At 50.4% G+C, this 25584-nt stretch carries 24 protein-coding genes; 8 read left to right on the top strand and 16 right to left on the bottom strand.

Going from position 1 to position 25584, the window contains the following annotated elements:
* Positions 1 to 19: 19 nt before the first annotated feature.
* The 3 genes from BUQ78_RS05710 to BUQ78_RS05700 all read left to right on the top strand — a co-directional run bounded on the left by BUQ78_RS05710 (position 20) and on the right by BUQ78_RS05700 (position 4319).
* The gene (locus BUQ78_RS05710) at positions 20 to 1579 is read left to right on the top strand and encodes a glutathione ABC transporter substrate-binding protein (protein ID WP_014807877.1); all 1560 of its coding nucleotides are present in this window, start codon (positions 20 to 22) and stop codon (positions 1577 to 1579) included.
* A gap of 467 nt (positions 1580 to 2046) precedes the next feature.
* Positions 2047 to 3681 carry a phosphoglycerate dehydrogenase gene (gene serA / locus BUQ78_RS05705; protein WP_014807878.1) on the top strand — a complete coding sequence of 545 codons (1635 nt, stop codon included), beginning with the start codon at positions 2047 to 2049 and terminating at the stop codon, positions 3679 to 3681.
* Positions 3678 to 4319 (top strand): histidine phosphatase family protein, encoded by a 642-nt coding sequence (locus BUQ78_RS05700; RefSeq protein WP_318259532.1) that lies wholly within the window; start codon positions 3678 to 3680, stop codon positions 4317 to 4319. The genes serA and BUQ78_RS05700 overlap by 4 nt, the downstream gene beginning before the upstream one ends.
* 20 nt (positions 4320 to 4339) lie before the next feature.
* Here BUQ78_RS05700 and BUQ78_RS05695 read toward each other — a convergent pair whose 3' ends face one another.
* Genes BUQ78_RS05695 through rsmG form a run of 5 tightly spaced genes read right to left on the bottom strand, consistent with a single transcriptional unit; the run spans position 4340 to position 7700 of the window.
* Entirely contained in the window at positions 4340 to 5131 is a 792-nt protein-coding gene (locus BUQ78_RS05695) for an SDR family oxidoreductase (protein ID WP_074199557.1), read from the bottom strand.
* 20 nt (positions 5132 to 5151) lie between these two features.
* The gene (locus tag BUQ78_RS05690; protein WP_014807881.1) at positions 5152 to 5382 is read right to left on the bottom strand and encodes an AtpZ/AtpI family protein; all 231 of its coding nucleotides are present in this window, start codon (positions 5380 to 5382) and stop codon (positions 5152 to 5154) included.
* The gene (locus BUQ78_RS05685; RefSeq protein WP_014807882.1) at positions 5372 to 6253 is read right to left on the bottom strand and encodes a ParB/RepB/Spo0J family partition protein; all 882 of its coding nucleotides are present in this window, start codon (positions 6251 to 6253) and stop codon (positions 5372 to 5374) included. Before BUQ78_RS05685 ends, BUQ78_RS05690 begins: the two co-directional genes overlap by 11 nt.
* A complete protein-coding gene (locus BUQ78_RS05680; RefSeq protein ID WP_014807883.1) occupies positions 6229 to 7002 on the bottom strand; it encodes a ParA family protein in 774 nt (257 codons plus the stop codon). Before BUQ78_RS05680 ends, BUQ78_RS05685 begins: the two co-directional genes overlap by 25 nt.
* Positions 7003 to 7007: 5 nt before the next feature.
* Positions 7008 to 7700 carry a 16S rRNA (guanine(527)-N(7))-methyltransferase RsmG gene (gene rsmG / locus BUQ78_RS05675; RefSeq protein WP_014807884.1) on the bottom strand — a complete coding sequence of 231 codons (693 nt, stop codon included), beginning with the start codon at positions 7698 to 7700 and terminating at the stop codon, positions 7008 to 7010.
* A gap of 61 nt (positions 7701 to 7761) precedes the next feature.
* On the opposite strand from rsmG, the gene BUQ78_RS05670 reads away from it, so the two are divergent.
* The 5 genes from BUQ78_RS05670 to BUQ78_RS05650 all read left to right on the top strand — a co-directional run bounded on the left by BUQ78_RS05670 (position 7762) and on the right by BUQ78_RS05650 (position 13752).
* Positions 7762 to 8499, top strand: a complete 738-nt coding sequence (locus BUQ78_RS05670) for a Rossmann-like domain-containing protein (RefSeq protein ID WP_014807885.1) — start codon at positions 7762 to 7764, stop codon at positions 8497 to 8499.
* Between the two features lie 67 nt (positions 8500 to 8566).
* The gene (locus BUQ78_RS05665; protein WP_014807886.1) at positions 8567 to 9010 is read left to right on the top strand and encodes a PPC domain-containing DNA-binding protein; all 444 of its coding nucleotides are present in this window, start codon (positions 8567 to 8569) and stop codon (positions 9008 to 9010) included.
* 54 nt (positions 9011 to 9064) lie between these two features.
* Positions 9065 to 9853 carry a thermonuclease family protein gene (locus tag BUQ78_RS05660; RefSeq protein WP_318259530.1) on the top strand — a complete coding sequence of 263 codons (789 nt, stop codon included), beginning with the start codon at positions 9065 to 9067 and terminating at the stop codon, positions 9851 to 9853.
* A gap of 61 nt (positions 9854 to 9914) precedes the next feature.
* Complete coding sequence (locus BUQ78_RS05655) at positions 9915 to 10391, top strand: hypothetical protein (RefSeq protein WP_014807888.1); 477 nt, start codon at positions 9915 to 9917, stop codon at positions 10389 to 10391.
* Between the two features lie 43 nt (positions 10392 to 10434).
* On the top strand, positions 10435 to 13752 hold the full coding sequence (locus tag BUQ78_RS05650; protein WP_074199555.1) for a translocation/assembly module TamB domain-containing protein: 3318 nt from the start codon (positions 10435 to 10437) through the stop codon (positions 13750 to 13752).
* A 45-nt stretch (positions 13753 to 13797) separates the two neighbouring features.
* Here BUQ78_RS05650 and BUQ78_RS05645 read toward each other — a convergent pair whose 3' ends face one another.
* The 11 genes from BUQ78_RS05645 to larE all read right to left on the bottom strand — a co-directional run bounded on the left by BUQ78_RS05645 (position 13798) and on the right by larE (position 25479).
* On the bottom strand, positions 13798 to 15390 hold the full coding sequence (locus tag BUQ78_RS05645; protein ID WP_074199554.1) for an MBL fold metallo-hydrolase RNA specificity domain-containing protein: 1593 nt from the start codon (positions 15388 to 15390) through the stop codon (positions 13798 to 13800).
* Positions 15391 to 15412: 22 nt separating this feature from the next.
* Positions 15413 to 16090: a nitroreductase family protein gene (locus BUQ78_RS05640; RefSeq protein WP_074199553.1), complete on the bottom strand. Its 678-nt coding sequence runs from the start codon at positions 16088 to 16090 to the stop codon at positions 15413 to 15415.
* A gap of 97 nt (positions 16091 to 16187) precedes the next feature.
* Entirely contained in the window at positions 16188 to 16706 is a 519-nt protein-coding gene (locus tag BUQ78_RS05635) for a TlpA family protein disulfide reductase (RefSeq protein WP_074199552.1), read from the bottom strand.
* A gap of 4 nt (positions 16707 to 16710) precedes the next feature.
* The gene (locus BUQ78_RS05630; protein WP_084532239.1) at positions 16711 to 17415 is read right to left on the bottom strand and encodes a cytochrome c biogenesis CcdA family protein; all 705 of its coding nucleotides are present in this window, start codon (positions 17413 to 17415) and stop codon (positions 16711 to 16713) included.
* Between the two features lie 108 nt (positions 17416 to 17523).
* On the bottom strand, positions 17524 to 18501 hold the full coding sequence (locus tag BUQ78_RS05625; protein WP_074199551.1) for an ABC transporter ATP-binding protein: 978 nt from the start codon (positions 18499 to 18501) through the stop codon (positions 17524 to 17526).
* The gene (locus tag BUQ78_RS05620) at positions 18498 to 19490 is read right to left on the bottom strand and encodes an ABC transporter ATP-binding protein (RefSeq protein ID WP_041459832.1); all 993 of its coding nucleotides are present in this window, start codon (positions 19488 to 19490) and stop codon (positions 18498 to 18500) included. The genes BUQ78_RS05625 and BUQ78_RS05620 overlap by 4 nt, the downstream gene beginning before the upstream one ends.
* Before the next feature lie 9 nt (positions 19491 to 19499).
* Positions 19500 to 20381, bottom strand: coding sequence for an ABC transporter permease (locus BUQ78_RS05615; RefSeq protein WP_074199550.1), 882 nt, complete (start codon positions 20379 to 20381; stop codon positions 19500 to 19502).
* 12 nt (positions 20382 to 20393) lie between these two features.
* A complete protein-coding gene (locus BUQ78_RS05610; protein ID WP_014807897.1) occupies positions 20394 to 21320 on the bottom strand; it encodes an ABC transporter permease in 927 nt (308 codons plus the stop codon).
* Positions 21321 to 21373: 53 nt separating this feature from the next.
* Complete coding sequence (locus tag BUQ78_RS05605; protein WP_074199549.1) at positions 21374 to 23005, bottom strand: ABC transporter substrate-binding protein; 1632 nt, start codon at positions 23003 to 23005, stop codon at positions 21374 to 21376.
* 553 nt (positions 23006 to 23558) lie between these two features.
* Complete coding sequence (gene larC / locus BUQ78_RS05600) at positions 23559 to 24674, bottom strand: nickel pincer cofactor biosynthesis protein LarC (protein ID WP_074199548.1); 1116 nt, start codon at positions 24672 to 24674, stop codon at positions 23559 to 23561.
* Positions 24661 to 25479, bottom strand: coding sequence for an ATP-dependent sacrificial sulfur transferase LarE (gene larE, locus BUQ78_RS05595; protein ID WP_074199547.1), 819 nt, complete (start codon positions 25477 to 25479; stop codon positions 24661 to 24663). Before larE ends, larC begins: the two co-directional genes overlap by 14 nt.
* Positions 25480 to 25584: the final 105 nt, after the last annotated feature.

The following is a 25584-nucleotide window of genomic DNA, read 5'->3' as shown; positions in this document are numbered from 1 at the left end:
TAAAAAGGAGGGGGTAGAAATGAAGCGTTATTTAATTGTGTTGCTATGTTTGACCTTCGCTATATTTTTAATGGTCTCACCTGCAACAGCTGCAATGAAGCTTACAATAGGACAAGGCGTCGAACCAGTCGCGTTAGATCCTGCCAACGTGACGGATAATCCTTCGGAGGAGGTTTGCCACCATATCTACGAGGGGCTTGTCGGGTTTGACGAAGACATGAACATAATTCCCAAGCTAGCCACGGATTGGAGCGTTTCCCAAGACGGCAAGACATGGACCTTTCATTTGAAAAAGGGCGTCAAATTCCACTCCGGTGCTGCCTTTAATGCCCAGGCCGTCAAAAAAAGCTTCGACAGGATACTTGCCGGCGGATTGAAAAGGAGTTCCCTTTATCAACCAGTCATCAGCAAGGTAAACGCAGTGGATGAATACACCGTACAGTTCGTGTTGCCCCAACCCTTCGGTCCTTTCCTTCACACCTTATGCCATACGGCAGGGTTGATAGTAGACCCGACACTGATCGATGCCAAGGCGGACATAGGACGAAAGCCCTCGGGCACTGGCCCCTTTAAGTTCAAAGATTGGGCCGTGGGCGATCAGATAAGGCTAACTGCTTTCGACGGCTACCATGGAGGCAGGCCAAAGCTCGATGAGCTTGTCTTTAAGGTAGTGCCTGAAGACACCTCTCGCACCATGATGCTGGAGACGGGAGAGTTGGATGTTGCCGAGAGGCTTTCTCCCTTCGACATAGAACGCCTCAAGGCCAATAAAGATATAGTGGTTAAGATAGCCCCATCCTTGCGCGTCATCTACATAGGCATGAACTGCCAGAAGGGCGTCACAAAGGACGTTTTGGTACGCCGTGCATTCAACTATGCCGTAGATAAAAAGGCCATATGCGATAACATCCTAAAGGGCATGGGAGTGCCTCTGGATACGCCTCTGGCCCCAAAGACCAATGGCTACGCCGAGGTCAAGGGTTATTCTTACAATCCACAAAAAGCCAAAGAGCTCCTAGCGGAGGCAGGCTGGAAAGATACGAACGGCGACGGGATCCTTGACAAAAACGGGAAAAAGCTTTCCGTCAATTTGATGACTCCCCACGGGCGCTACCTGATGGACTATAAGGTTGCGGAGGCAGTGCAGGCATATCTGAAGGATATCGGCGTGGATGCAAAGCTTGTCACCATGGAGTGGGGTTCCTACCTCGCAACGCTTTCCAAACCTCTTGAGGAAAATAACGTTGATATGTACTTGTTAGGCTGGTCACCGTCTACCGGAGATGCGGATTGGGTGCTGCGCCCACTCTTCCATTCCTCAAACTGGTCTCCTAACGATAACAACAACTTCTACAAAAACCCCGAGGTCGATAAACTGATAGAAGAAGGAATGAGCGCCGTAGATCCGGAAAAACGCAAGGAGATTTACAGGAAGGCGCAGGAATTGATAGTTCAAGACGCTTCATGGATCACCTTATACTGGATGAATAACGTGACTGGCTACCGTAATTACGTCAAGGGCTTAAAGATCATTCCGCTCGAGATGACCTTCGCACATCAAGCCTATATCGAACGCTAAAAACTCATGAGGTATGGGAAACGAGGCTTGCAACTGCCTTGTTTCCCATACTATACATATGAAATGGATGGGCACGAATGAGCTAGCATTCCAGCATTAAAGGAGGGATGCGACATGCTCAAGGAAGAAGATGTGATCCATGTCGATCCTTAAGATCGGAAATTCCTTAGCGCCGAGTAGGTAAACTTAAGACCCCTTGACAACTTTTAGCAAGAGTATTATAAAAACATAAATCTCAATACGATGGCAGGTCGTAGCTATGATGATGAATCGAAATGCAGTTTGCGGATCATGCGGCGGCAGTTGTTCCCGATCTTGGTCTTCCAGCCAAGATAGAGAAGGGTGTTGCTTTTGGCCGCGTGATCAGGTGTAGCGTAATTTAAAGTTTAAGCTAAGCTGTTAAAAGGGCCGGAGGCGATACCTTCCGGCCCTTTTCTTATTCTTCCACAAGGAAGGTGGCAAAGGCGATGCATAGGGTATTGATCACGGAGCACATCCACGAAGAGGGCTTAAGGGACTTATACGAAGCGCCGAACATTGAGACGATCGTTAGACTCGACTTATCTAAAGAGGAGCTTTATGAGGCCGTCAAGGACGCAGACGCATTGATTACGAGAAGCGGCACGGCCGTCGATGCAAAGTTGCTCGATGCAGGTAAAAACCTAAAGGTCGTTGCCAGGGTAGGAGTGGGAGTTGACAACATCGACTTGGAAGCTGCCAGCAAAAGAGGTGTAATAGTGCTGAACTCTCCGACGGGAAACACGCTGGCCGCCACAGAACTGACGATGGGCATGATTATCGCCGTGGCAAGAAAGATCCCCCAGGCAAATAACTCCCTGCGGAAAGGGGAGTGGAGGAGGGAGAATTTTCTTGGGACGCAGCTTTACGGCAAGACGCTTCTAATAATAGGGCTGGGGAGGATAGGTTCTTCCGTGGCCACGAGGGCAAAGGCCTTGGGAATGGAAGTCTTTTGCTACGACCCTTACATAAACGCGAAGAAGGTAGAAAACCTTGGGGTAAGGCGCTTAGATGACTTACATGGTGCTTTGGCGCTTGCAGACTTCGTAACCATTCACGTGCCTTTAACGGGCGAGACCAAAAACATGATAGACGACGAAGCCCTGAGATCGATCAAAAAGGGAGCTTACCTGATCAACTGCGCAAGGGGAGGGATTGTGGACGAAAGGGCATGTGCAGAGGCGCTGAAGGAAGGTAGGCTGGCAGGAGCGGCCTTCGACGTTCACGCAGTCGAACCCCCAAAGGGAAGCCCGCTTTTTGACCCCGAGATAGCCGCCAAGGTGGTGCTAACCCCCCACATAGGGGCCAACACCAAGGAAGCCCAACAGGCTGTTGCAGAGATAGTGGTAAAAAATTTGATCAAGGCGCTAAACGGCGAACCTTACGAGAACGCCGTGAACATCCCCTACATGGAAAACAGGATGACGCTACAGGAAAGGGAATTTCTGTCCCTTGCAAGGAGGATGGGCATGATCGCCGCCTGCGTGGTCAAGGAGCACATAGCCAAAATGACCGTTACCATGGCGGGCCCCTTATTTGAGGAATTCGAGCTGAATCTGCCCTTTGAGCTGCCCTACAGATACATGCCCTTTACCACGGCCGCACTGAAGGGGTTGCTCGAGGTCAGGCTTGGCCCTGAGGTAAATGCCATGTCGGCACCGCTTTTGGCCAAGGAGCAGGGCGTCAGTATCTTTGAAAGCCGCACCGAGGCAAGGACGTACAAAAACATCCTCTCCGTGGAGATCAAGTCTCAAAACAAGGCGTTTTCCATGGACGGCACGGTGACCGAGGAGGGCAAGAAGCGAATAGTTCGCGTTGACGGTTACGAGATAGACTTCGTGCCGGAAGGTTGGATACTGCTTTTCTCGAACCACGACAGGCCTGGCGTCATAGGAAAGATAGGAACGCTGCTAGGAGACTATAATGTTAACATAGCGAATTTCGCCCTGGGCAGAAAGAACGGAAGCGGGCTTGCCATAGCAGCCCTGCAGCTGGACAGCAGCGCACCCAGGGAGATAATGGAAAAGATCCAGAAGGATGCTGATTTGTTGTGGGCACATCTCATAAACCTGAACGGGGAGTGAGGAAGTTGCGATATTATCTGATACGACATGGAGAGACGACCTGGAACGCCAGGGAAATATTTCAGGGAAAGCAAGATGCGCCATTGAGCGAGAAGGGCCTGATGCAGGCACAGCTTACATCAAACATTGCCACAAAGATAGGAAAAGCCACCGTATGGTGCAGCTCGCTTTTGAGGGCCAGACAAACAGCCAAGCCCCTGGCAGAAAGGGGCGGATACGAGATCCTCATCGATGATGGCTTGATGGAGATAGACCACGGCGAGTGGGAATGCCTGCACGTCGAAGAAGTAAAGCGCCTCTATCCGGAGCTTTTTGACCTGTGGCTCAGGCAGCCCGACAAGGTCTTGATGCCTGGGGGCGAGAGCCTGAAAGACGTGCAGGGACGTGCCGTAAAGGTGCTGGACAGGATAAGGCAACGAGGCGAAGTACAAGCCATCATCGTAACCCATGACGCAGTCATAAAATGCCTGCTGTGCCATTGGCTCGAGCTTCCCTTGTCGGGCTTTTGGCGTTTTAGGCTTGCCAACTGCAGCGTATCCATAGTAGAGGAAGAAGATGGAAGGGCCACCGTTCCGCTCCTTGGAGATATATGCCATCTGGAAAGCGGCTGGAGGTGGTCTAAGCAAAGATCGCTATGAGGCCGTCGCTTGGCATTTTCCTACGGAACCGCCCTGAGCATCCCTCCGTCGGCGACGATGGTCTGTCCCGTTATATAGCTGTTCGCCTCGGAACAAAGGAATGCGCACAATCGACCGTACTCCGATGGATCCCCATATCTTCCCATGGGGATTTGGCTTACCATGGCGGCACGGACTTGCTCCAAGGGCAGTTTTTTCTGCTCTGCCACCGCCCTGTCAAGCTGCTCTATGCGATCCGTTTGAAACCTTCCTGGGCCCACGGCGTTCACCAATATGTTGTATTGGGCAACTTCCCGAGCAAGCGTCTTAGTCATGCCTATGACGCCCAGGCGAAATGTGTTTGATAGCATCAAGTTGTCTATAACCTCTCGCACTGACGAAGACGTTGAGTTTACTATCCTGCCCCAACGCATCCTCTTCATGTGGGGCAAGACTTGCCTTATGGCCCTCACATAGCTTAAGAGGTTCAGCTCAAAGGCCCTTTGCCAGACGTCATCGCCAAAGTCCTCGAACTTTCCGGGGGGCGGACCGCCGGCGTTGTTGACCAATATATGGACGGTACCGTAGCGTTCTATGACAAAACTAACCAGATTCTCGATGTCACGAGCTTTGGTAACGTCGCACACGTAATGCAGCGGCTCGTTTCCGGTGCGCTCTTTTATGTCCATCCTGGCAGCGATCAGCTTGTTTTCGTTGGTAGAGGTTATCACTACCTTTGCCTTTTCCCCTGCAAGCTCCGTGGCGATCGCCTTGCCCAAGCCGGAACTTGATGCCAATACAAGGGCTACCTTTCCTTCAAGTCCAAGATCCATCCGACATCCCACCTTTTCTTTTACTTTGATCTTTTGACCTGGTCTATAACGGATTTGACCATTGCCCAGCACTGCTGAAACCCCAACGCTGCACCAATCAAAGCCCCCAAAAGGGGAAGCGATTCGCTCAGACCGTACTTTTCTGCGATACGAAGCCCAAGATAATAGCCGAGCAATATGAAGCCTGCGATCAAAAGCCCGGAGGAGACTATCTTGGCAAATATCGCTATGTCCCTGAAGTCAATCTTCATCAAATAACGTCTCCAGGTGGTTTTTAAGCAGATCTATCAGCTTATTTGCCTTACTGTCGTCGAGACCTCCTATGATCAACCTTGTCTCGTCGTTAGACCTTTTAAGCACCACATGAAGCCCCAGGCTTTCGCCAATGGGCAGCTTCACCGATGATGATCTTTTTTGCTTGGTCATTCCATTTTGTTTTAGCTTCCCGATCTCTTCTTCCAACCTTCGAACGGACCAGGACATCTCTGCTGCCCTTTTTGCAAGCAGTATCTGGTCATCGCTTGAGTCAATCACCAAAAGGACCCTGGCATGACCTTCGGACAGCTCTCCCTTGTCAAGCATGTCCTGGACTTGCGAAGGCAGGTCGAGGAGGCGAAGCTTGTTGGTCACGGCAGGACGACTCCAGCCCAAACGGGAAGCCATCTCCTCATGGGTCAAACCGAAACGTCTTGTCAATTCAAAAAGCGAGCGAGCTACTTCAACGGGAGAGAGGTCCTCCCTCTGCAGGTTTTCCACCAACGCCACTTCAAGCGATTCGCTGTCGCTTAAATCGACAATCACGACGGGCACTTCCGCCAGGCCTGCAAGCTTAGCAGCCCTCCACCGCCTTTCTCCAGCGACTATCTCGTAGCGGTCGTTTATGCGCCTTACTATGATGGGCTGAAGCAGGCCGTGTTCCCTTATCGAGTCGGCCAGGGACAACAAACTTTCGTCCTTGATATTTTGCCGAGGCTGAAATGAGGAAGGGACCAGCTCATCGACGGAAAGAAGCGTATTTTTTCCTGTCTCGCCTTCCTCTTTTTCAATGGTCGGTTTAATGTCCCCGGAGGAGGCAAATAATGCCTCCAATCCCTTTCCTAAGGCCTTTTTTTGTTTAGCCATCTTTCTTCCACCTCCTCGGCCAAGGACATGTAAGCCATGGCACCGATGCACTGAGGGTCGTAGTAAATTACGGGCTGACCGAAGCTTGGGGCCTCCGAAAGCCTGACGTTTCTAGGGATGACGGTCGAAAATACGAGATCGGGAAATTGCCTTCGAACCTCGTCTGCCACCTCCTTGGAGAGGTTGGTCCGGCCGTCGTACATGGTCAGGATCACTCCGCCAATGCGTAGCTTTTCGTTAAGATGGCGCTTAACGAGCTCTATAGTCCCAACGAGCTGAGATAGCCCTTCGAGGGCGTAGTACTCACACTGTATGGGAACGATCACCGATTCCGCGGCCACAAGGGCATTTACCGTCAAAAGGCCAAGCGAAGGAGGACAATCCACAAGTGCCAGGTCAAAGCCGTCAATCTTCGATAAGGCCTTGGCCAATCTGCTCTCACGACTCAGCAATCCCACAAGCTCCACCTCGGCCCCCGCAAGCTCGAGCCTGGCAGGCAGGACGAAGACTCCCTTCCACTGTGTGGGGAAAACTGCCCTTTCAGGGCTTAAGTCATTTATGAGGACATCATAGACGCTGCAAGATAAAGTGCCCTTATCAATCCCCAGTCCGCTGGTGCTGTGACCCTGCGGATCCATATCCACGATAAGGACTTGCCTCCCCCTGTAGCCTAAGGCAGCAGCTATATTCACGCACGATGTGGTCTTGCCCACGCCACCCTTTTGATTCGCAACGGCTATAATCCGCAAAAACCTCACCTCCACCATGGCCTTTTTTCGGGAATCCCAACCCTTCGAGGCAATTTCATCTCCGCATCACGGCTCTTTTGCCACGTAAAGATAAAAAGCTCCCTTTCGTCCAGGTCGTACTTCCAAACCTCAAGGCCGGACCATCCAAGCTTTCCTTCCCTGCCGTAAAACTCCCTAAGCTCCTCGAAGGCACGCGGGCCCTTGAAGGCCAGGCACCTCCCCCCCTTTTTTACGAGGGGGGAAAAATATTCGAGCAAAATCCCGAGATGCGACACCCCGCGCGCGGCAGCGACATCGTAACGTTCAAAGTTTGAGAGGGCAAACTCCTCGACCCTGCCGCAGCATACCTGAACGTTTTTAAGCCCCAGATGCTGGATCATATCGCTTAACAGCTCGCATTTTTTCCGTATGCTGTCTAAAAGCACCACCGAAAGGTCGTTCCTGCATATGGCCCAGACAATTCCAGGCAATCCCCCTCCTGTCCCCACGTCCACGACCCAGGCATTACCGGGCAAAAGGGGCAGGGCCATGGCACAATCCATAACGTGAACATCAAATATCTCAATTGGGTCGTCGGAGCCGGTCAGCCTTGCCCGTGCGTTGGCCTTGGCCAGGATATGGGCGTAATACATGAGTTTTTCCTTGTTTTCATCTATGAGGTTTGCTACGATGCCTGAGTCTATCTCCTTTAACTTCATCTCCACTATACCTTTCACCTCATATCGATAATATAATATTTTGCAAAAAGGAGGTATAGGATTGCGAATATTCGATGCAATCCTAAGGGGGCTCAAGGATTTTCCCGACGGAAACGTGAGCGATATCGTCCTTGGATGGTATGGGAGCGTCGTCGTGCTCAAAGACGGTCGTTATGGCCTGGGCTCCGTGCCTTCCGCCAAACATCTTGAGACCTTTGAGATTTCTTCCCTTCAGACTCGACATCTCCTACGGCTGTCCGCCCAGGAGCTGGCCGAGCTTCTGGTCTCTCCCTACCCGCAGGAATTCGCCATAGCAAGCGCAGCAGCATCGGCACTGGCATCCATAAAGGTCCCGGGCATACCTCTGGAGGACTTCCTGGAGAGCTTGAACTCCAAGAAGCTATACATAATAGGATACGAGCGGCCGCTTGTCCTCCTATTTAATAATCTCAATTTAAAGCCCTGCGTCTTGGATGATTTGTCTCGAAAGCCCGGCGTACTGCCATCTTGGGTGGGACCTCACCTCCTAAACGACGCCGATTGGCTATGGATAACCTGTCAAGCTCTGAGAGACAGGCAAATGTTATCGCTGGAAAAGTTGATAAAAAACACGAAAAAAGTAGTCCTCCTGGGCCCCGGCGTGCCATGGTTGCCCGATGTCCTGAGGGCCATGGGGATCAACTTCGTAGCGCAACCTCGTCCATTGCAGGATAAGGCCAGAGAGATATTTAACTACATAGCAGCGGGCGGCAACTACTGGGATCATGAGCTTTTCTCATGGGAAGTCCATCGACTATAGTGCCACGAATTTTGTGATAGCATAGAAATAGGAGAGGAAGATTAACGTTTGGAAAGGGGATGTTGCCATGTCCGGCAAAAGCATCTACGTGCGCAACGACAATTATCTTATAGTGCGACTCAGAGACGGCGACGACTTTTTTGAAAGGCTTACTGCCGTCCTGGAGGAGGAGAAGATCAGGTCTGCAATTTTGGTATCGGCAGTGGGGATGATGAGGGACGTCGAAATAGGGTGGTTTGGGGGCGAAGAATATCAAAAAAGAACCATGAGTGAGCCGATGGAGCTTCTTTCAATGACGGGATCGGTCAACGCGAAGGAAGATGGGAGCTTATTTATGCACCTCCATGTCGTGCTTGGCAGTTCGGAACTTAACACCGTTGGAGGACACCTCTTTCGTGCCACCGTGCACCAGACTAATGAATTGGTGTTTCTGCTCCCGAGGGGCATAACCTTGAAGCGCCTCAAGGAAGGCGAAGGGTTGTTGCGACTATTTCCCGAGCTTAAACGATAACTGAGATTCTAGAACATGGGTAGGGCGCGCAAGGCAACAAAGGCGAGAGGCAGGATGAGGTTTGACCGAAAGGCGCTTCTCGCCTTCTTGTTCATCTGTCTTTTACTGCTTTTCAATGACCTGGGCGAGGATCAGGCGCTTGTGGTCGATGTCATCGACGGCGATACCATAGTGGCACTGACCGATCGGGGACAAAGGGAAACGATAAGGTATCTGCTCATAGATACTCCGGAACTCCACCATCCAAATCGAGGCAGGGAAGAGCTGGGGGAGGAGGCCAAAGGCTTTAACGCATCGCTCGTATTAAATAACAAAGTTAGGATAGAGTTGGACAAACAGGAAAGGGACAAATACGACAGGCTGCTTGCCTACGTATGGGTAGATACGAGCCAGGGGGAAAGGATGGTCAACGAAGCGCTCGTGGAGGAGGGGCTTGCCTTGCCCTACATCATCCCGCCAAACGGAAAATATTTAAACGCCATCATGGAGGCGACCAAGCGTGCGCGAAGCAGAAACGTGGGGCTTTGGAAGAGGGCACAGGGCAGGATATTTACCCCCGATCAGATTTACTCCGAATTGCCCTACCTGGCAGGCAGCTTCGTTACGATAAAAATTAAAATCGATAAGATCGAAAAGTCAGGCTCAAGGTGGATATTATCGCAGGGGAAATCCAAATGCCGCCTGGTCATCTACGACAACAATGAATATCTGCTTCCCGTCAAAGACTCCCTGATCGGAAGAGAGGTTAAGGTCGTTGGCAAGGTAGCGGCTTCTCATGCGGGAGCTGAGATAGTCATATCAGATCCTGCCCAAATTATCTCGAAAAGCCCTGCAGGTGAGTAAAATTACGGTATCCAATCAACGGGCTGTACATGGTAAGATAGCATTATGGAGGCGATTAAAAATGTTTAAACTGATTAGCAGTAAAAAAGGTGTTGTCCTGTGGGTATTTCTTTTTTGCATACTGTCGCTGCTGGCGCCCGATATAAGCCTATCTGCAAATTTCTTCAGCGAACTTGACATCGACGAAGTATCATTGAAGGGGCATAAGCTTCACATTAAAGGGCATACCGACCTGCCTCCGGGGTCCAACCTTCATATAAAGGTCTCCATTCCCAATTTGGACGACAACAAGGGAAAGGATCACGACGTAAAGGTCCATATCACGCCGGGGAACTTCTTCGTAATGATAGACCTGCCAAAGGAATGGAATGGGGGCGGCATTAAGTTTTTGACCCTAAAGGCAATCTTCGATCCCCATGAACAGCCCAAAAACGTCAAGGCTCAGGTAGGCAAGAATGGGGAAAACCTGAAAGGTCCCAAGGTGAAGGCAGAAAATGGCAAGAAGATAATGATAGCATTTAAAAACGTAATTTTTTGATGAGCCGATAAGGACCTGCCCTATATTGAGGTGATAATTTGTCATGAAAACCAGAAATAAATACCTATTGATCGCATTGGCAGCTGTCATAGCCATCGTTGCGCTAGCTGTGGCTGGTGTTAACATGGGCACCGGTATCGTCAAGGAAATGGCGCCAAAGGCAGCAAAGGACGCTTTAGGCATCGATTTGACCTTGAAGGCCGTCTCCGGCAACCCCATAAAGGGCTATTCCCTTAAAGGAATTGTCCTATCGAAAGGATCCGAGGAGATATTGTCGATCGATCAAGTTGGAGCCAGGCCCAGCCTCACCTCCCTGATCAAGGGAAAGGTGTACCTGGCCTCCCTAACCTTAAACGGAGCCCATTTCGATTTCGATAAAACTCTTAAACTTGCAAAGAGCTTTAAACCATCTGGGGCCGGCGAGGGGTTGCCCCTGGGCTCGATTTTCATAAAATCCAGCGAGATAAAGGGGCCCTTTGGCACCATTGATTTAAAGGATGTCGAGATAACGCCCCATTTAAACGTGATCAAGGCCAAGCTTGACGCCTCGTACAACGGTCTGTCCGCCAAGGGCAACGCCGCGTTATCGATCATAGATGGGGTAAAAATTGAAGAGCTTAACCTCAAAATAGCAGAGGGTGAAATTTCTCTCTCGGGACCTGTGGGTCCTGAGCTAGGAGTAGAGGGGACGATCAAAAACCTCGACATTGAGAGAATAAAGGACATCTGGGCACCCCTAAAAGATCAGAAGCTGGCGGGAAAGCTTGGAGGGCACATCAAACTAACGGGCAAAATACCCGACATACGGGGAACCGGCGATATAACCTTTAATGACGGCATGCTGGTTGGCATCCCCGTGAAGCGGGCAAGCGCCAACTGGAAATACGAGGGGGAATCCATTTCCTTCAGCGACATAAGCGCTGACGTCTTAAACGGCACGGTCAGCGGGGGGCTTGCCATGTCATTGAGAAACCTTCCTCCCCATTTGAACTTAAATCTCCAGGCCAAGGGGATAGATTTAGATACCATAGCAAAAAGCTATCCGCAGGTTTCGGGCATGCTTTCAGGAACACTTGACTCCGTGGCGACAAACCTATCCGGGATGCCCATGACGCTTTCCGGCAGCGCCTCCCTGATCGCAAGCAATCTCACCGTTAAGGGCCAGCCCCTGAAAGACGTTAAGGCTACCCTGCAAATCAAAGAGGGCAAAAGGATAAATATCAATGCTTCTTCGCGCTGGAACGATGCCCCCATAAAGGCAGTCGGTTATGTAGACCTTCCCGGGGGACCTTCTGTGGACCTGACCCTGTCATGGCAAAGGGCATCGATCGAAAGGATAAAAGCCCTTTTGCCGGCCTTAAAGCAATTGCCCATAAAGGGATACCCGTCGGGCGAAATTGCGGTAAGAGGATCGCTTAAGGACATGTCCTTACTTGCAATTTCCGGCAAGGTCTGGTCCGACAGCCTTACGGTTGCAAAGGAGGAGATCAAGTCGCCTGTAGCAAACTTTAGGTTTAAGGGCAACGAATTAAACATCGATGCTTTTTCCGCCTCCTGGCGTAAGGCAAGCATAAAGGGCAAAGGCGTAATTTCCGGTTTGCCTAAGGCCGCCACCTTGAACGTTGAGGGAAACGTCCACGGATTGAACGTATCCGACCTGGATCAATTCGTACCTCAACTATCTCAATACAACATCTCCGGAGTCATTTCGTCGCAATGGACGTTAAAGGGGCCCTTAAACTCCCCCGAACTTTCGTTGGACTTCAATTCCGACAGGCTATCCCTTTCAGGGATAACCGTGAAGGGTATCACCGGCAGCACGAGCTTGAAACCACTCGCTAAACCAATTGCAGGCATAAGTGCTTCCATAAGGGCTTCGTCCTTAGGGACCCCTTCCTTTGCGTTGCTGCAAGACCTATCAGTCTCCATAGACGCAAGCGCCGACAAGATAAACATCGGCCAAGCCAAGGGAAACCTTTTGGGCGGCGAGCTTCAAGCCTCCGGCCAAGTGACGATGCCGGCCGGCAAAAGTCCGCAAATCACCCTGACAGCCACGGCAAACAAAATCAAGCTGTCGCACGTCAAGGACCTTGGTTTCGCCTTTCCCCTGGAAGGAATGACCGACGTGAAGGCCAACATTACGGGCTCAATACCTGACCTCTTGATATCGGCAGAAGCCTCTTCCCCGGAGCTGACCATAGCCGGCTTTGTCCTATCAAACGTGGCTGCAACTGTGGAAGGCTCTCAAAAAGCTCTACAGATTAAGTCGTTAACCGCTAAGGCAGGAGGAGGCAGTTTGACGGCGAGCGGAAGCGTCAACTACGACAAGGCCGTAAATTTGAAGCTCGATTTAACCGGCAACGGATTGGATCTGAAGGAGCTATCTAAAAAGATCGATGAGAAGGACAAATATAAGATAAACGGGACTATGGACATAACGGCCTCCGTGACCTACGACGAAAAGGGCCTTAAGGGACATGGGGAAGCTAAATCTCCTCAAGCCGGCATTTATGGGCTTAAGGCTACCGACATAAAGGTGCCCTTCTCATTGGCAGATAACAAGCTGACATGTCAGAACATAAGCGCCAGCTTCTACGAGGGCTCAGTGGCGGGAGTAGGTTCCATCTCCCTGGCAAGCACCAAGTGGGACGCCTCGGCAACCGTTACGGGCACAAACCTAGACTTGCTTTTGCACGACCTCTTCCCCCTGGAGGGGCATATAACCGGAAAGGCGAAGATCCAATTTAAGGGCAACGGGCTTTTGGGCAAACACCTTGACGGCAGCGGCTCGTTCAGCGTCAGCGAAGGGCATGTTTCTGATTTTAAGATTGTAAAGACGATAGCCAAGGCTTACGGCAAGAGCACCATAGACTACAGGTCCATTGAAGGAAGATATACGCTAAATTCCCTGGCACTGACGCTGCTTCCGGGCACTCAGGCTTACGCTCCCAAGGGAGATCCCATGTATACCTACTTTGGGGCTGACGGCACCGTCAAATACGACGGCAAGCTCAACCTATCCTGCTATGGCAACCTTAACGTCCAGGCGATCAACGCCATCGTGGGCGGCATAAAAGGCGGAGTGCTCGCAGCAGAAAGCCTGGAGTCCGCCCTGGAGGGGTTCTTAAGCGGTTTGTTGCAGGCAGGACAAAAATCCGATTACAGAGACGTAGCCTTTAAGCTGACAGGTACGATCAAATCTCCAAAGATATCGAACTTCAACGTCTCAAGGCCCGAAGGCGAAACGGAAAGCTCACAGGACATCACATCCATACAGGGTGAGACGCCTGGCGAAACGAAACAGGAAAGCCCTGAAGACGTGATCAAAAAGACGATACTTGAAAAGATATTCAACCAGTAAAGCTAAGGGGCCTGTGGCGGGGGATATGTCCAAGGCCCCTTAGCTTTACTGCTTTACCTCAGATGCCGCCCTTCGGTTAGCTATCTCCAGCAACACCTTGGCCGACAAAAGCAGCGACTTTACCTCTTCCGAGGCCTCCGCTTCTCTCAGGGCATCGTTTAGGCTCGCCAACAAAAGGTCCATCTCCTTGACCATCTCCTGCAGATCCGGGGTCCTTTCTGAAGGCGCCTCCGTCCTTCTTTCAACGGTAGGTCTTCCTCGGGTAAGCAACATCTCATAGCCCATTTGCGGGACTATGACTTCGTAACCTAGCTTTCTAATTTCACTTGCCAGGGAGTTCGAGGCGTTCCTTTCGCCGTGGGTCACTATGAATATGGGCTTCGTCTTAAAGTTCGACGCCCAGGCAATGAGGTCGTCCTTCCCCGCATGGGCCGAAAAACCGCCAATAGTATGCACTTTACATTTAACTGCGACCTCCTCGCCAGCCACCTTCACGAACCTGGCCCCATCTATGATCAGACGCCCCAGGGTACCAGAGGCCTGATATCCAACGAATATCAGGTGGCTTCGCGGGTTCCAGAGGTTATGTTTGAGGTGATGGACTATCCTTCCTCCATTTGCCATCCCGCTTCCCGCGAGAACAATGGCGAACGAAACGTCGTTGATCATCTTGGACTCCTCAGGCGTCGTCACTTCCCTAAGGCCCTTGGGGCTAAAGGGGTCGGTATTTTTCAAAAGCCTTTCCTGGATTTCAGCCGAAAGCAGGGAAGAATATTTTCTGTAGACATCCGTGGTCTTGACGCCCATGGGAGAGTCAAAATAGATTGGTATATCCTCCTTTAATATGCCTGTCTCCTGGAGGACGACAAACTCGTAAAGCAGCCTTTGCACCCTGTCAACCACGAAGGTCGGTATCAAGATCTTCGAGCGATCCTTTAGGGACTCCTCGATGATAGAGGCAAATTCCCTCCTCGTGTCCTCGAGGTTTTTGTGGTTTCGGTCCCCATAGGTGGACTCTATTATCACGTAGTCGGCGTCGTTGATGACGGCAGGGTTCCTGTCCAATACCGTGACCTGTTGTCCCAGGTCACCGGAAAAGACCAGCTTGACGCTTTCCTCACCTATCCAAACTTCGATCATAGAGCTACCCAAGATATGGCCAGCGTCCCTGAAGCGGGCCTTGACCTTGGGAGCAACCTCGTATATATCATCATAAGAAAGAGGGGCAAAGTACTCCATCGCCCTATCAATGTCTTTCTCCGTAAACAGCGGAGATACGGAAGGAAGCCCCTTTCTCCTGTTTTTGCGCGTCTTCCATTCGGCTTCCTCGCGCATTAAACGTGCAGAATCCCGCCATAAGATCTCGCACAGCTCAAGGGTGGGCGTCGTCGCGTAAATCTTTCCCTTAAAGCCCCGCTTTACAAGAAGGGGGATGCGGCCCGAATGATCCAAATGGGCATGGGTAAGCAAAACAGCGTCAACGGTGGTCGGGTCAAAGGGGAAGGGTTCACTGTTTCTTCTATCTTCATCTCGACCCTGAAAGATCCCGCAATCCACCAGCAGTTTGCTTCCATCATGCTCAATGAGATAATTAGATCCGGTCACCTCTCCGGCGGATCCGTAAATGCCAAGTCGCATCTTTATGTCCCCCTTTCAGACATCAATCGTTGAAGAAATTTGCGTATCTTTCAAGGGAGACGACCTCGTCAAAGGGCTTGCGCGGCCTGGGCTTTGGATCCTCTGCAGGGTAGCCAAGGGTTACCAAGGTCAAGATCGTCATGTCCTTAGGGATGCCGAGGTCTAGGCGAACCTCGTCATAAAGCTCCCTGTTTATTGCCGTAACCTCATTGGCAAAGGCACCCACGATGCAGCTGCCGACGCCTTCGTGTCTGGCCTGGAGTATCATGAAGGCAATTGCCAAGGAGATCTGTTCATACAGCCTGGCGATCAGCACCTCTTCGCCCCTCAAAAGGGGGTTATAGGCGGGATCATTTAAGGACCTTTTTACCCTCTCCTCGTCGAAGCTTTGACCCAGAGCCTCAGACAGGGCCTTCATCTGCCTTATCCTCTGCTCCCTGGACCATGCGCTGCGATCACCGCAACAAACGATCACCGTGTCAGCCGTCTCGACGAAGCGCTGTCCTACCGCCAATTGGCGCAGCTTCGACTTCATCGTCTTATCCCTTACTGCAATGAAATGCCATGGCTGCACGTTAGACCAGCTTGGAGCACGCCTTGCCGCATCCAGGATCCTTTTGAGCACGTCATTTGGAATGGGGCGTTGCTCGTACCTCCTGATACTCGCCCATCTGGCTATCTCCGGAATAAGCTCGCTCATTGGCCTCATCATCTCCTCATCTAAACTAAACCTTACAATAAAAGTATAACACAGGGAGGAGTGCTGACTTGGGTCATTGATATATTATGTATACATATCAATCAACTTCAAACTTTTTGACCATATCCTCGAACTTCAAAGGGCCTACGTGCATATCCTTCACCACCAGATTCTCGTCGAGAAAGTAACTGGTAGGGATGTAACGCACCAGATACGTTTCGGCCACAGAGCCCTCAACGTCCAGGTAAATCGGGAAGGTCAGGCCTTGCTTCTTCACGAACTCCTTGACGGCATCCTTGGACTTTTCCGAAAGGGTAAGGTTAATTGCGACGATATGCACCTGTTTGCCATATTCCTCAAAGAATCGCTCAAACTCCGGAAGCTCCGACTTGCATGGAGGACACCACGTGGCCCAAAAGTTGAGCAATACCGGCTTTCCCTTTAAATCGGAAAGCTTAAAGGGATTGCCGTTTAAGTCGACCACTTCAAAATTGGGCGCCACACGCCCCTTCTGGACAAGTGACGAAGCGCTAGCTTCATAGACAAAGCATATAGCGAACAGCAACGAAAAAAGCAATACAGATATCGATAGATTAACCGCTCTTATGGCCTTCATGACATCAACCCCCTGTAAAATAAACGGCATACCTGGAAAAGAAATCGAGGTACATCAAGGCTCCAACGGCGACCAGCATCGCGCCAGCGATCTTTTTGACGTATATCAGCTTTGTCGTATGCCTTTTTATGAAACCTTCAAACCAATCCACAAATAGGGCCACTACCAAAAATGGCAATCCAAGCCCCAAGGAATAGGCAAGCAACAGCAACATGCCTACCGAAACCGTATCGCTGCTGCTTGCCATGATCAGTATGGAAGCCAGTATGGGGCCGACGCAGGGAGTCCAGCCGGCAGAAAAGGCCATGCCCATCAAAAACGCCTTGACCCAAGAAACCTTTGGCAGCTTTATCCCTACAGATCGCTGCCGATCCAGCGACAACAGGTCAAACAGGCCCATCATGTAAAGGCCCAGAAGAACGATGAAGGCGGCGCCGACTTTTCTTATCAAAAGCTGGTTTTTGATCAAAAGCCTTCCCAAGGCCGTGGCAGAGGCTCCAAAGAGGACGAACACGACGGAAAAGCCTGCGACGAAAAGGAGGGCATGGGAAAAGGCCTTAAGCCTTCTTGCGCCTTCTCGCCGGCCAGAAACTTCAAAGGAGTCTCCGGCCAAGTAGGCGATGTAAATAGGTATCATGGGCAAAAGACATGGCGACATGAAGGACAACAATCCGGCCACAAAGGCAATCCCAAAAGACAGGTTTGACACTGCTTCATCCTCCTATACCTAGGATAGGTATATTATAACATTTAAAAAAGAGCCAGGGCTTCGGCTCTTTTTTAAAATTTTTAATATCGTTTGCTCCCCGTCCGGGGCTTATCTGCAATGCAAAAAGCAGGCCACAAAATGACCATTTCCAACATCCACTAAGGAAGGTTCTTCTTTTCTGCATTTTTCCATGGCATGCTTGCACCTGGGGTTAAACCTGCAGCCCGATGGAGGATTTGCCGGCGACGGAACGTCTCCTTCCAGGATGATGCGTTGACGTTGACGTTTGGGATCGGGAACCGGTATAGCAGAAAGCAAGGCGTGAGAGTAGGGATGCAAGGGGTTGTCGAAAAACTCCACCTTAGATGCCATCTCCACGATCTTTCCCAGGTACATGACGGCAATACGATCGGATATGTGCCTTACCACGGCTAAATCGTGGGATATGAACAGATAGGTCAGCTTAAGCTGTTCCTGAAGATCCTTTAGTAAATTCAATATTTGGCTTCTTATTGAGACATCCAGAGCTGATACCGGCTCGTCGCAGACGATAAACTTCGGCTTCAAAGCCAAGGCTCGCGCGATGCTGATCCTTTGGCGTTGTCCTCCAGAAAATTCATGGGGATACCTGAAGCGATGTTCCGGGAGCAATCCGCATCTCGACAAAACTTCAGCTATATAATCATCGAGTTCCTTTCTGGAACATAGGCCATAATACCTTACCGCTTCGCCAACTATCTCGTTTACGGTCATTCGGGGGTTTAAGCTGCCGTAGGGGTCCTGAAAGATGATTTGCATTTTCTGCCTGACGTCACGAGGATCATGGCGCAATTTAACGCCGATTTCCTCACCCATGAAAAAGGCCTCACCGCCTGTCGGTTCGAGCAAGTGAAGTATAGTTCTTCCCATAGTGGTCTTTCCGCAGCCGGATTCTCCAACCAACCCCAAGGTCTCCTGGTCGTCAATATGGAAGGAAACATCATCTACGGCACGAACGTACCCAACTGTCCTCCTGAATACTCCCCTTTTAATGGGAAAGTATTGCCTTAAGTTCTTAACCTCCAAGAAATGAATCCCTTGGGTCATCGCGAGGCACCTCTGTCGGTAGATTTTGATTCGTACAAAAAGCATCTCACCGCACGCCCGTCCTTAAATACATAAAGCGGAGGCATTTCCTCGGAACATTTTGATAAGGCCCTGTCGCAACGGTTATGAAAACGACATCCTTTGGGAAATTCAAATGGGCTGGGCACAAAACCCGGTATCACGTGGAGTTTATCAAGGTCTTTATCAACTCTCGGAATTGAGGAAAGCAGCCCCCGGGTGTAAGGATGTAGCGGTTCGTAGAAAAGAGGAACTACGGGCGCTTCTTCCACTATCAGCCCTGCGTACATGACGACCACCCGTTGGGCCATCTCAGCTATGACGCCAAGATCATGGGTTATCAACATTATGGCCGTGTCGAACTCCCTCTGCAGATCGTTCATAAGGTCCAAGATTTGGGCCTGAATCGTAACGTCCAAAGCGGTGGTCGGTTCATCGGCGATGAGCAGTTCAGGCCTGCAGGCCAAAGCCATGGCTATCATGGCCCTTTGACGCTGTCCTCCTGAAAGTTGATGGGGGTATTCGTCAACCCTGCGACCCGGATCGGGCATGCCAACAAGCTGCAGCATCTCGATTGCCTTGGCCTTGGCCTCCCTGCTGCTCATGCCTTGGTGAAGCATTAAGGGTTCCATTATCTGATAACCAACCGTCAACACCGGATTCAGGCTCGTCATGGGCTCCTGAAATATCATCGAGATCTTGTTACCCCTTATTTGCCGCATCCTGTCTTCCGTGGCGTCAGTTAGATCTTCCCCCTTGAAGATGATCTTCCCGCCAGCTATCCTGCCTACAGGCTTAGGAAGAAGCTTCATTACCGATAGGGCTGTCACGCTTTTGCCGCATCCCGACTCTCCCACTACGCCAACGGTCTCTCCAGGATCAATGTTAAAGGTCACTCCTTCGACGGCCTTCACAAGACCTCTGTCCGTATCGAAATACGTCTTAAGATCCTTGATCTCCAGCAAGCTCAACGACCTCACCTACCTTTTGAGCCTGACGTCCAAGGCGTCCCGCAACCCGTCTCCAAGGAAGTTGAAGGCAAGCACAGTGTAAATTATCGCAAGGCCCGGAAATATGGCCCACCACCACTTGCCAACGCTCAGATATTTTTGGCCCTCGGAAATCATGAGGCCCCAACTTGGAGTCGGAGGCTGTGCACCAAAGCCCAAAAAGGCCAAGCCGGCTTCGGTTATGATGATGCTGCCCATGCCCAGCGTTGCCTGCACTATAACGGGAGCGATCGCGTTGGGAAGGATATGTTTAAATATTATGGTCCTGCGCGGCAGACCCAAAGCCTTAGCGGCCTCAACAAATTCCCTATCTCGCAAGGATATGAACTGCGCCCTGACAACCCTAGCTATGCCAACCCAATTTACTAAACCTATGGCAATATAGACGACCCTGAGACTGGGACTTTGAAAGACCGCTATCACGGCCAAGACGAATAGCAAAAAGGGAAAGGCGAACACGACGTTGATAAGCCATGATATCAGATCGTCGACCCACTTGCCTATATACCCCGCCATTGCCCCCAATGGCACGCCTATTAGAAGCGAAACTACGGTAGCAAATATGCCTATCTGAAGGGAGATCCTCGACCCGTATATTATCCTGCTTAGTATATCGCGACCATATATATCGGTACCCATCAAATGGCGCAGGCTCGGAGGGGCAAGCCTCGCTTGTGCGCCCTCGCTCCATATCAGCTGCTCTATGGGATCGTATGGTGCGATAAGGGGAGCAAAAATTGCCACCAAGATGACCGATAGGGCCATGACCAAACCCACCATGGCCAATTTATTCCTCTTAAACCTTAGCCATGCCTCATACCAAAGACCGCCTGATTTGCTCTTTTTAGTCATGTTAAAATCACCTTAGTCGTAACGTATCCTGGGATCTATGAACCCATAGGAGATGTCGACGATCAAGTTGGCCACCAAAAATATGACGGCCATAAAGATGACAGTGCCCCTTATCATCGGAAAATCTCGCGCCACCAAGGCTTCGACTGCCAGCCTCCCCACTCCAGGCCAAGCAAATATGGTCTCGGTCAAGACCGCCCCGGAGAGCAAATCGGCCACCTCGGTGCCAACTATTGTCACTACGGGAATGAGGGCGTTCTTCAGGGCATGCCGCATGACCACAGCTCTTTCGTGCAACCCCTTCGCCCTTGCCGTACGAATGTAGTCCTGGGTCATCACTTCGAGCATGCACGATCTAGTCAGCCTTGCGATGAGGGCCGCAGGTCTAACGCCTAGCGTGATGACCGGAAGTATAAAATATCGCCAATCCCCAGGAACGTATCCGACTCCCGGTATCAAATGAAGCGTATAGGCAAAGATCAATAAAAGCAGCAACCCTACCCAAAAGACGGGTGCACTGATGCCGGATATGGCGATGAACATAGCCGAATAGTCAAATATGGAATACTGCTTGACGGCAGATATTATCCCGGCAAGTATCCCTAATATGGAGGCCAATATCATGGCCCAAAAAGCCAACTTCAGCGTAGCTCCGAAACGCGTCATTAAAGCATCAACAACCTTTTCATTATTTCGGTAAGATACGCCAAGGTCACCTCTCGCTAAATCCTTTAAAAATCTTACGTATTGCTTATGGATGGGAAGGTCCAATCCCAAATCCGCCCTGATACGGGCCAACGTCTCCGGATCACCCCTTTGTCCCATCATTAGCCTTGCCGGATCTCCGGGCACGATGGCCATAAGAATGAACACAATGGTAACGACGCCCCATATGACGGGAACTGCATATAACAGCTTTCTAACTACGTAAGAGAACATTCGCCTGCCCCCTATCTCGATTAGAGGCGGGCTAGCCCGCCTCTAATCCGTCCTTATTTCGCGATCCAAACCACGTCAAGCGGAGTGCTGTAGTCTCCAAAGGCCGGAAGGTGCACGTTCTTCAGCCGTTCTTGGGCAAGTAAGCTGGTAGTGTAATGGAACAAGAACAACCAAGGCGCATCGTTAACAATAATCTGCTCAGCCTCCTGGTAGAGCTTCATTCTCTTGTCCCAATTTGTCTCGACTCGCGCCTGGGCAAGTAGCTCATCTACCTTTGGATTGCTGTAGAACGAGTAATTCCCCTTGGATCCATGGTTGGAGGAGTGCAATAGGACGTAAAGGAAGTTATCCGGATCGGCATAATCGGCAACCCATCCCATCCTAAACATATGGGTCTCACCACGCTCACACAAATCCAAATGCACTCCCCAGTCTAAGACCTTTATGTTGATGTTGATGCCAACTTGCTTCAGCTGTGCCTGGATTGCCTCCGATATGAGGGTATGTCGAGGATCGTTGTTGACGTTCAAGTCTACGGTTATTCCCTTGGGGTATCCTGCCTCCGCCAGCAATTGCTTTGCTTTCTTGGGATCGTATTCATATCCCTTCAGGTTAGGGTTGTATCCGGGCATTCCCGGCGGAAGGATACCCTTGGCCGGAAAATAACGGCCATGTATGACTAGCTCGTTTATGGCCTGCCTGTCAACGGCATAGTTGAAAGCCTGTCTTAGCTTTAGGTTGTCCTTAAAGGGAGGTTTGGCATTGTTGAAGCCATAATAATATGTCCCAAGCTCAGGACGTTCTTGGAGAAGATGTGGATATTTGGCCTTTATTTCCTCGTAATACTCATCAGGGGGTGCAGGAAGGACGTCTATGTTTCCTTTTTTAAACTCTTCGTAAGCTATGGTGTTGTCCGGAATTATGACGACCTCCACGCCGTCAAGATAGGGAAGTTGTCTGCCGGCAGAGTCCTTCTTCCAATAATCAGGGTTTTTCTTGTATACTAGTCGTTGATCGTGATCCCAGCGTTGAAGTATAAAAGCTCCGGTGCCGACAGGATGGAAGTTAAACTCCTTTCCCCATTTTTCTGCATCCTCTTTAGGTACGACCACAAAGGTATTGTATGCCAGAACGCTTAAAAAGGGAGAAAAGGGGTAATCCAGATCGAACTGGAGGGTGTAATCGTCTATGACCTTGATGCCCGTCCACTCCTTGGCCTTGCCGTCCACGAAGTCTTTGTACCCCTTTACCATGTCGATGAAATAAGCACGGGGAGAATTGACCTTAACCAGTCTCTCGAAGGAGTACTTCCAATCTTGAGCCTTTACCTCGCGTCCGCCGTTCAAGGTCGGTTTGCCCATCGATTCCCTGTGGAATTTGACACCCTTCCTTAGGTGAAACGTCCAAGTTTTGCCGTCGGGACTGGCTTCCCAACTTTCAGCCAGTCTAGGAACGATCCTTTTGCCGTCGGGATCATTATCGACCAGCATGTCGAACATAAGATATACATTTCTAGAAGAACTAGTATCCGTCGACATTGCTGGGTCGAGTTTCGGCGGATCGCTGACCTCACGCCACCTTAATACGCCACCATACTTGGGTTCCTGAGCCACGGCCCCCGAAACCAAGAAGGCCACCGAAAGACAGACTGCGGCTACCAACAACAACGCTAACCGCTTTCTCATAAAGCTTCGCCACCTTCCTTTTATGTTTAAAGCCTATTGCGTTAAAACTCTTTAAATAAGCCAGGGCGGCATATTTATCACGGCATTGGATATTGGCCCTCTAGCAATTCGCCAATCCAGCTCCATGAGCAGTGGACTTAAGTAACGCTCAGCGCTATATAGGCAGGCAGGATCTCGATATGAAAAAGAACTAACAATATGTTCGGATGTTGATACGTCGAATTGCACGACATTTCAATTGAAATAATGTATTACTGCATGTATCTATTGAGGTTGTAAGTAATCTTAAGGGCTTTTATTTAAATTTAACTAACTTAGACTATGAGCTTATAATATTAAGCCTGAATAGAAAAGTCAATATATTTTGAACAATGAATGTTGCAACGTTATTTTTACCACTATAAAGAGCATTTTTAAAAATCGTCTAAATGTTCAGTGCTTGTCAGAAAACAAGCATGCATATTACATATAACTAATGATATGATTAATCATAATCAAATTACCGTTATGGTAAAAATTATTGAAATATCGACCAAATCTGGCCGATTACGGCCTACTTTTGGTCGCCGTACGGCAAATCGTCGAAGTCTATCTTCTCCTTTTGAAGGTCTCCGTGGCGCGAGACCTTGACCCGCACGAAGCCCTCACCGTGCGGTATTTCCTTAATGGATCGATCCATTTTCACCCTGGAGACCGGCCAGTACCTTACCCCGATCGTAGTGGTATGTTCGAACAAAGCCTTAACTGCCTGATCAATTTTTCCGGCATCCACTAAAAGCCTTAGCACAAACACGGGCCTGTTCTTTTTGCCCAATCCCTGAAGCAGATGAACCTCCATTGATAACTCCTGCAGCTTCCCTATGGCATAACCGATCTCTTCGCCCGTTATATCATCCATGGTGGTCTCGATCAGGACCGTCTCCTCAAAGCTCTTATCTTCGACGAGGGTGGCCCTCAAGACGTTTGCCACCTCAAAGTCCCTGCTTCCGGCACCATATCCGACCTTTTGCGGCACCATGGACGGAAGGGCCTTGCAAAAATCAGCGGATACGGCAAGAAGGGACACCCCCGTAGGCGTCGCCACCTCCCCTTCTGCCATGCTTCCGACTAAGGGAATCCCCTTATCGGATGCGATGGCAGTCACGGCAGGAACGGGCACGGGAAGAAGGCCGTGACAGGTATTTACGGTTCCGCTTCCGACACAAACGGGGGTGGAAAACACCTTTTGGGCTCCAAGGCTTTCAAGGAGCATAAAGTACCCCAAGCAGTCTATGATGGTATCGAAACTTCCCGCCTCGTGCAGATGAACCTCATCAACATCCTCACCGTGTACCCTCGCCTCGGCTTCGAGCAGGCATAAGACCGCTTCTTTTGCCTTTTGCCTGGCCCAGCTTGAGGCGCCTACCTCCTTTGACGTTCGATCTAAGATGTCGAACATCTCGTGTCCGTGCCTAGCATGAAAGTGTTCGTCGAGCTCTATCTCTACCCTCGTGGACGCTATGGCCCTCTTTTTTACCCTTTCTTTTCTGATAGATATGCCCGCAAGCCCTTCGACATCTTTCACATGCGCGAAGCGCTCAAGCAAAGAAAAATCCCCGCCCAAGTCCACAAGTGCACCCAAAAGCATGTCTCCGCTTACTCCCGATAGGTGAGGTTCAAACACTATCATGCCTAACGCCTCCCATTAAAAGATCCATTTTGCCGCTTTTATGGCCATCAAGGTCAAGCGCGACTACAGAAAAGCCCACACTGAATAACGCATTTTTAATATTATCCTTCAATGCCCACGCCTTTTCCATATCGTCCGGCGCTACCTCAACTACGGCCACACCGGAATGGTAACTTCTGACGCGCACGTTGCTGAGCCCCATAGACATCAAACAGCTTTCCGCTTCCGCTATCCTGGCTATCTCATCTTCGTCCAACGTCGTAAGATATGGAAACCTGGTGGCCAAACAGGGCGATGAGGGTTTATCCCAAAAGGGCAGTCCGAACTCCTGGGCCAATCTCCTTATCTCCCATTTTTCAAGGCCAACCTCCTTCAAGGGGTGTAAAACCCCGTCTTCTTCCGCTGCCTCTAGGCCCGGCCTGTATTCGCCCACATCTGAGGCCGTTACACCGTCCATTACTACGAACTTTTCAGGCTCTAAATTCTTGAGCCAACTTTTCACCAACTCGTCCCTGTGCCTTCTGCAAAAATAGCATCGCCTCGGATGGTTTTGCCTTATCTCCGTCACATTCAAGTCGTCAGAATCGATTATGTGATGGGGTACGCCGAAGGCCCTTGCGACCTTTGATGCAGCATCCACCTCTTCCTTGGAAACCAGCATGGAGGAAAAAGTTACGGCTATTACGTTGGTCTTGGCCTTAGTGCAGGCGTAGGTTAAAAAGGAGCTATCCGTGCCACCCGATAACAATACGACGGTGTTGCTGAAATTGCTTATGTAATCCAATAAACAAACCCATTTAGACATCCCTACATCCCTCTTTTTCGTTGCGGGAATTACTTTAGATTGTATTATACATTTCCAGTATAATGATGAATATAATAGGGTCCGTGATGGGTCCAAATATTTTAG

The sequence above is a fragment of the Acetomicrobium flavidum genome (assembly GCF_900129645.1).
Taxonomy (GTDB): domain Bacteria; phylum Synergistota; class Synergistia; order Synergistales; family Acetomicrobiaceae; genus Acetomicrobium; species Acetomicrobium flavidum.
The sequence above is the reverse complement of the archived record's forward strand: the minus strand, read 5'-3'. Positions and strand labels throughout refer to the sequence as shown.

Coding starts and splice junctions, on each gene's coding strand:
- BUQ78_RS05710 (WP_014807877.1), top strand. CDS start 20: ATGAAGCGTTATTTAATTGTGTTGCTATGTTTGACCTTCGCTATATTT.
- serA (WP_014807878.1), top strand. CDS start 2,047: ATGCATAGGGTATTGATCACGGAGCACATCCACGAAGAGGGCTTAAGG.
- BUQ78_RS05695 (WP_074199557.1), bottom strand. CDS start 5,131: ATGGATCTTGGACTTGAAGGAAAGGTAGCCCTTGTATTGGCATCAAGT.
- BUQ78_RS05690 (WP_014807881.1), bottom strand. CDS start 5,382: ATGAAGATTGACTTCAGGGACATAGCGATATTTGCCAAGATAGTCTCC.
- BUQ78_RS05685 (WP_014807882.1), bottom strand. CDS start 6,253: ATGGCTAAACAAAAAAAGGCCTTAGGAAAGGGATTGGAGGCATTATTT.
- rsmG (WP_014807884.1), bottom strand. CDS start 7,700: ATGAAGTTAAAGGAGATAGACTCAGGCATCGTAGCAAACCTCATAGAT.
- BUQ78_RS05665 (WP_014807886.1), top strand. CDS start 8,567: ATGTCCGGCAAAAGCATCTACGTGCGCAACGACAATTATCTTATAGTG.
- BUQ78_RS05660 (WP_318259530.1), top strand. CDS start 9,065: ATGAGGTTTGACCGAAAGGCGCTTCTCGCCTTCTTGTTCATCTGTCTT.
- BUQ78_RS05655 (WP_014807888.1), top strand. CDS start 9,915: ATGTTTAAACTGATTAGCAGTAAAAAAGGTGTTGTCCTGTGGGTATTT.
- BUQ78_RS05650 (WP_074199555.1), top strand. CDS start 10,435: ATGAAAACCAGAAATAAATACCTATTGATCGCATTGGCAGCTGTCATA.
- BUQ78_RS05645 (WP_074199554.1), bottom strand. CDS start 15,390: ATGCGACTTGGCATTTACGGATCCGCCGGAGAGGTGACCGGATCTAAT.
- BUQ78_RS05640 (WP_074199553.1), bottom strand. CDS start 16,090: ATGAGCGAGCTTATTCCGGAGATAGCCAGATGGGCGAGTATCAGGAGG.
- BUQ78_RS05635 (WP_074199552.1), bottom strand. CDS start 16,706: ATGAAGGCCATAAGAGCGGTTAATCTATCGATATCTGTATTGCTTTTT.
- BUQ78_RS05625 (WP_074199551.1), bottom strand. CDS start 18,501: ATGACCCAAGGGATTCATTTCTTGGAGGTTAAGAACTTAAGGCAATAC.
- BUQ78_RS05615 (WP_074199550.1), bottom strand. CDS start 20,381: ATGACTAAAAAGAGCAAATCAGGCGGTCTTTGGTATGAGGCATGGCTA.
- BUQ78_RS05610 (WP_014807897.1), bottom strand. CDS start 21,320: ATGTTCTCTTACGTAGTTAGAAAGCTGTTATATGCAGTTCCCGTCATA.
- BUQ78_RS05605 (WP_074199549.1), bottom strand. CDS start 23,005: ATGAGAAAGCGGTTAGCGTTGTTGTTGGTAGCCGCAGTCTGTCTTTCG.
- larC (WP_074199548.1), bottom strand. CDS start 24,674: ATGATAGTGTTTGAACCTCACCTATCGGGAGTAAGCGGAGACATGCTT.
- larE (WP_074199547.1), bottom strand. CDS start 25,479: ATGTCTAAATGGGTTTGTTTATTGGATTACATAAGCAATTTCAGCAAC.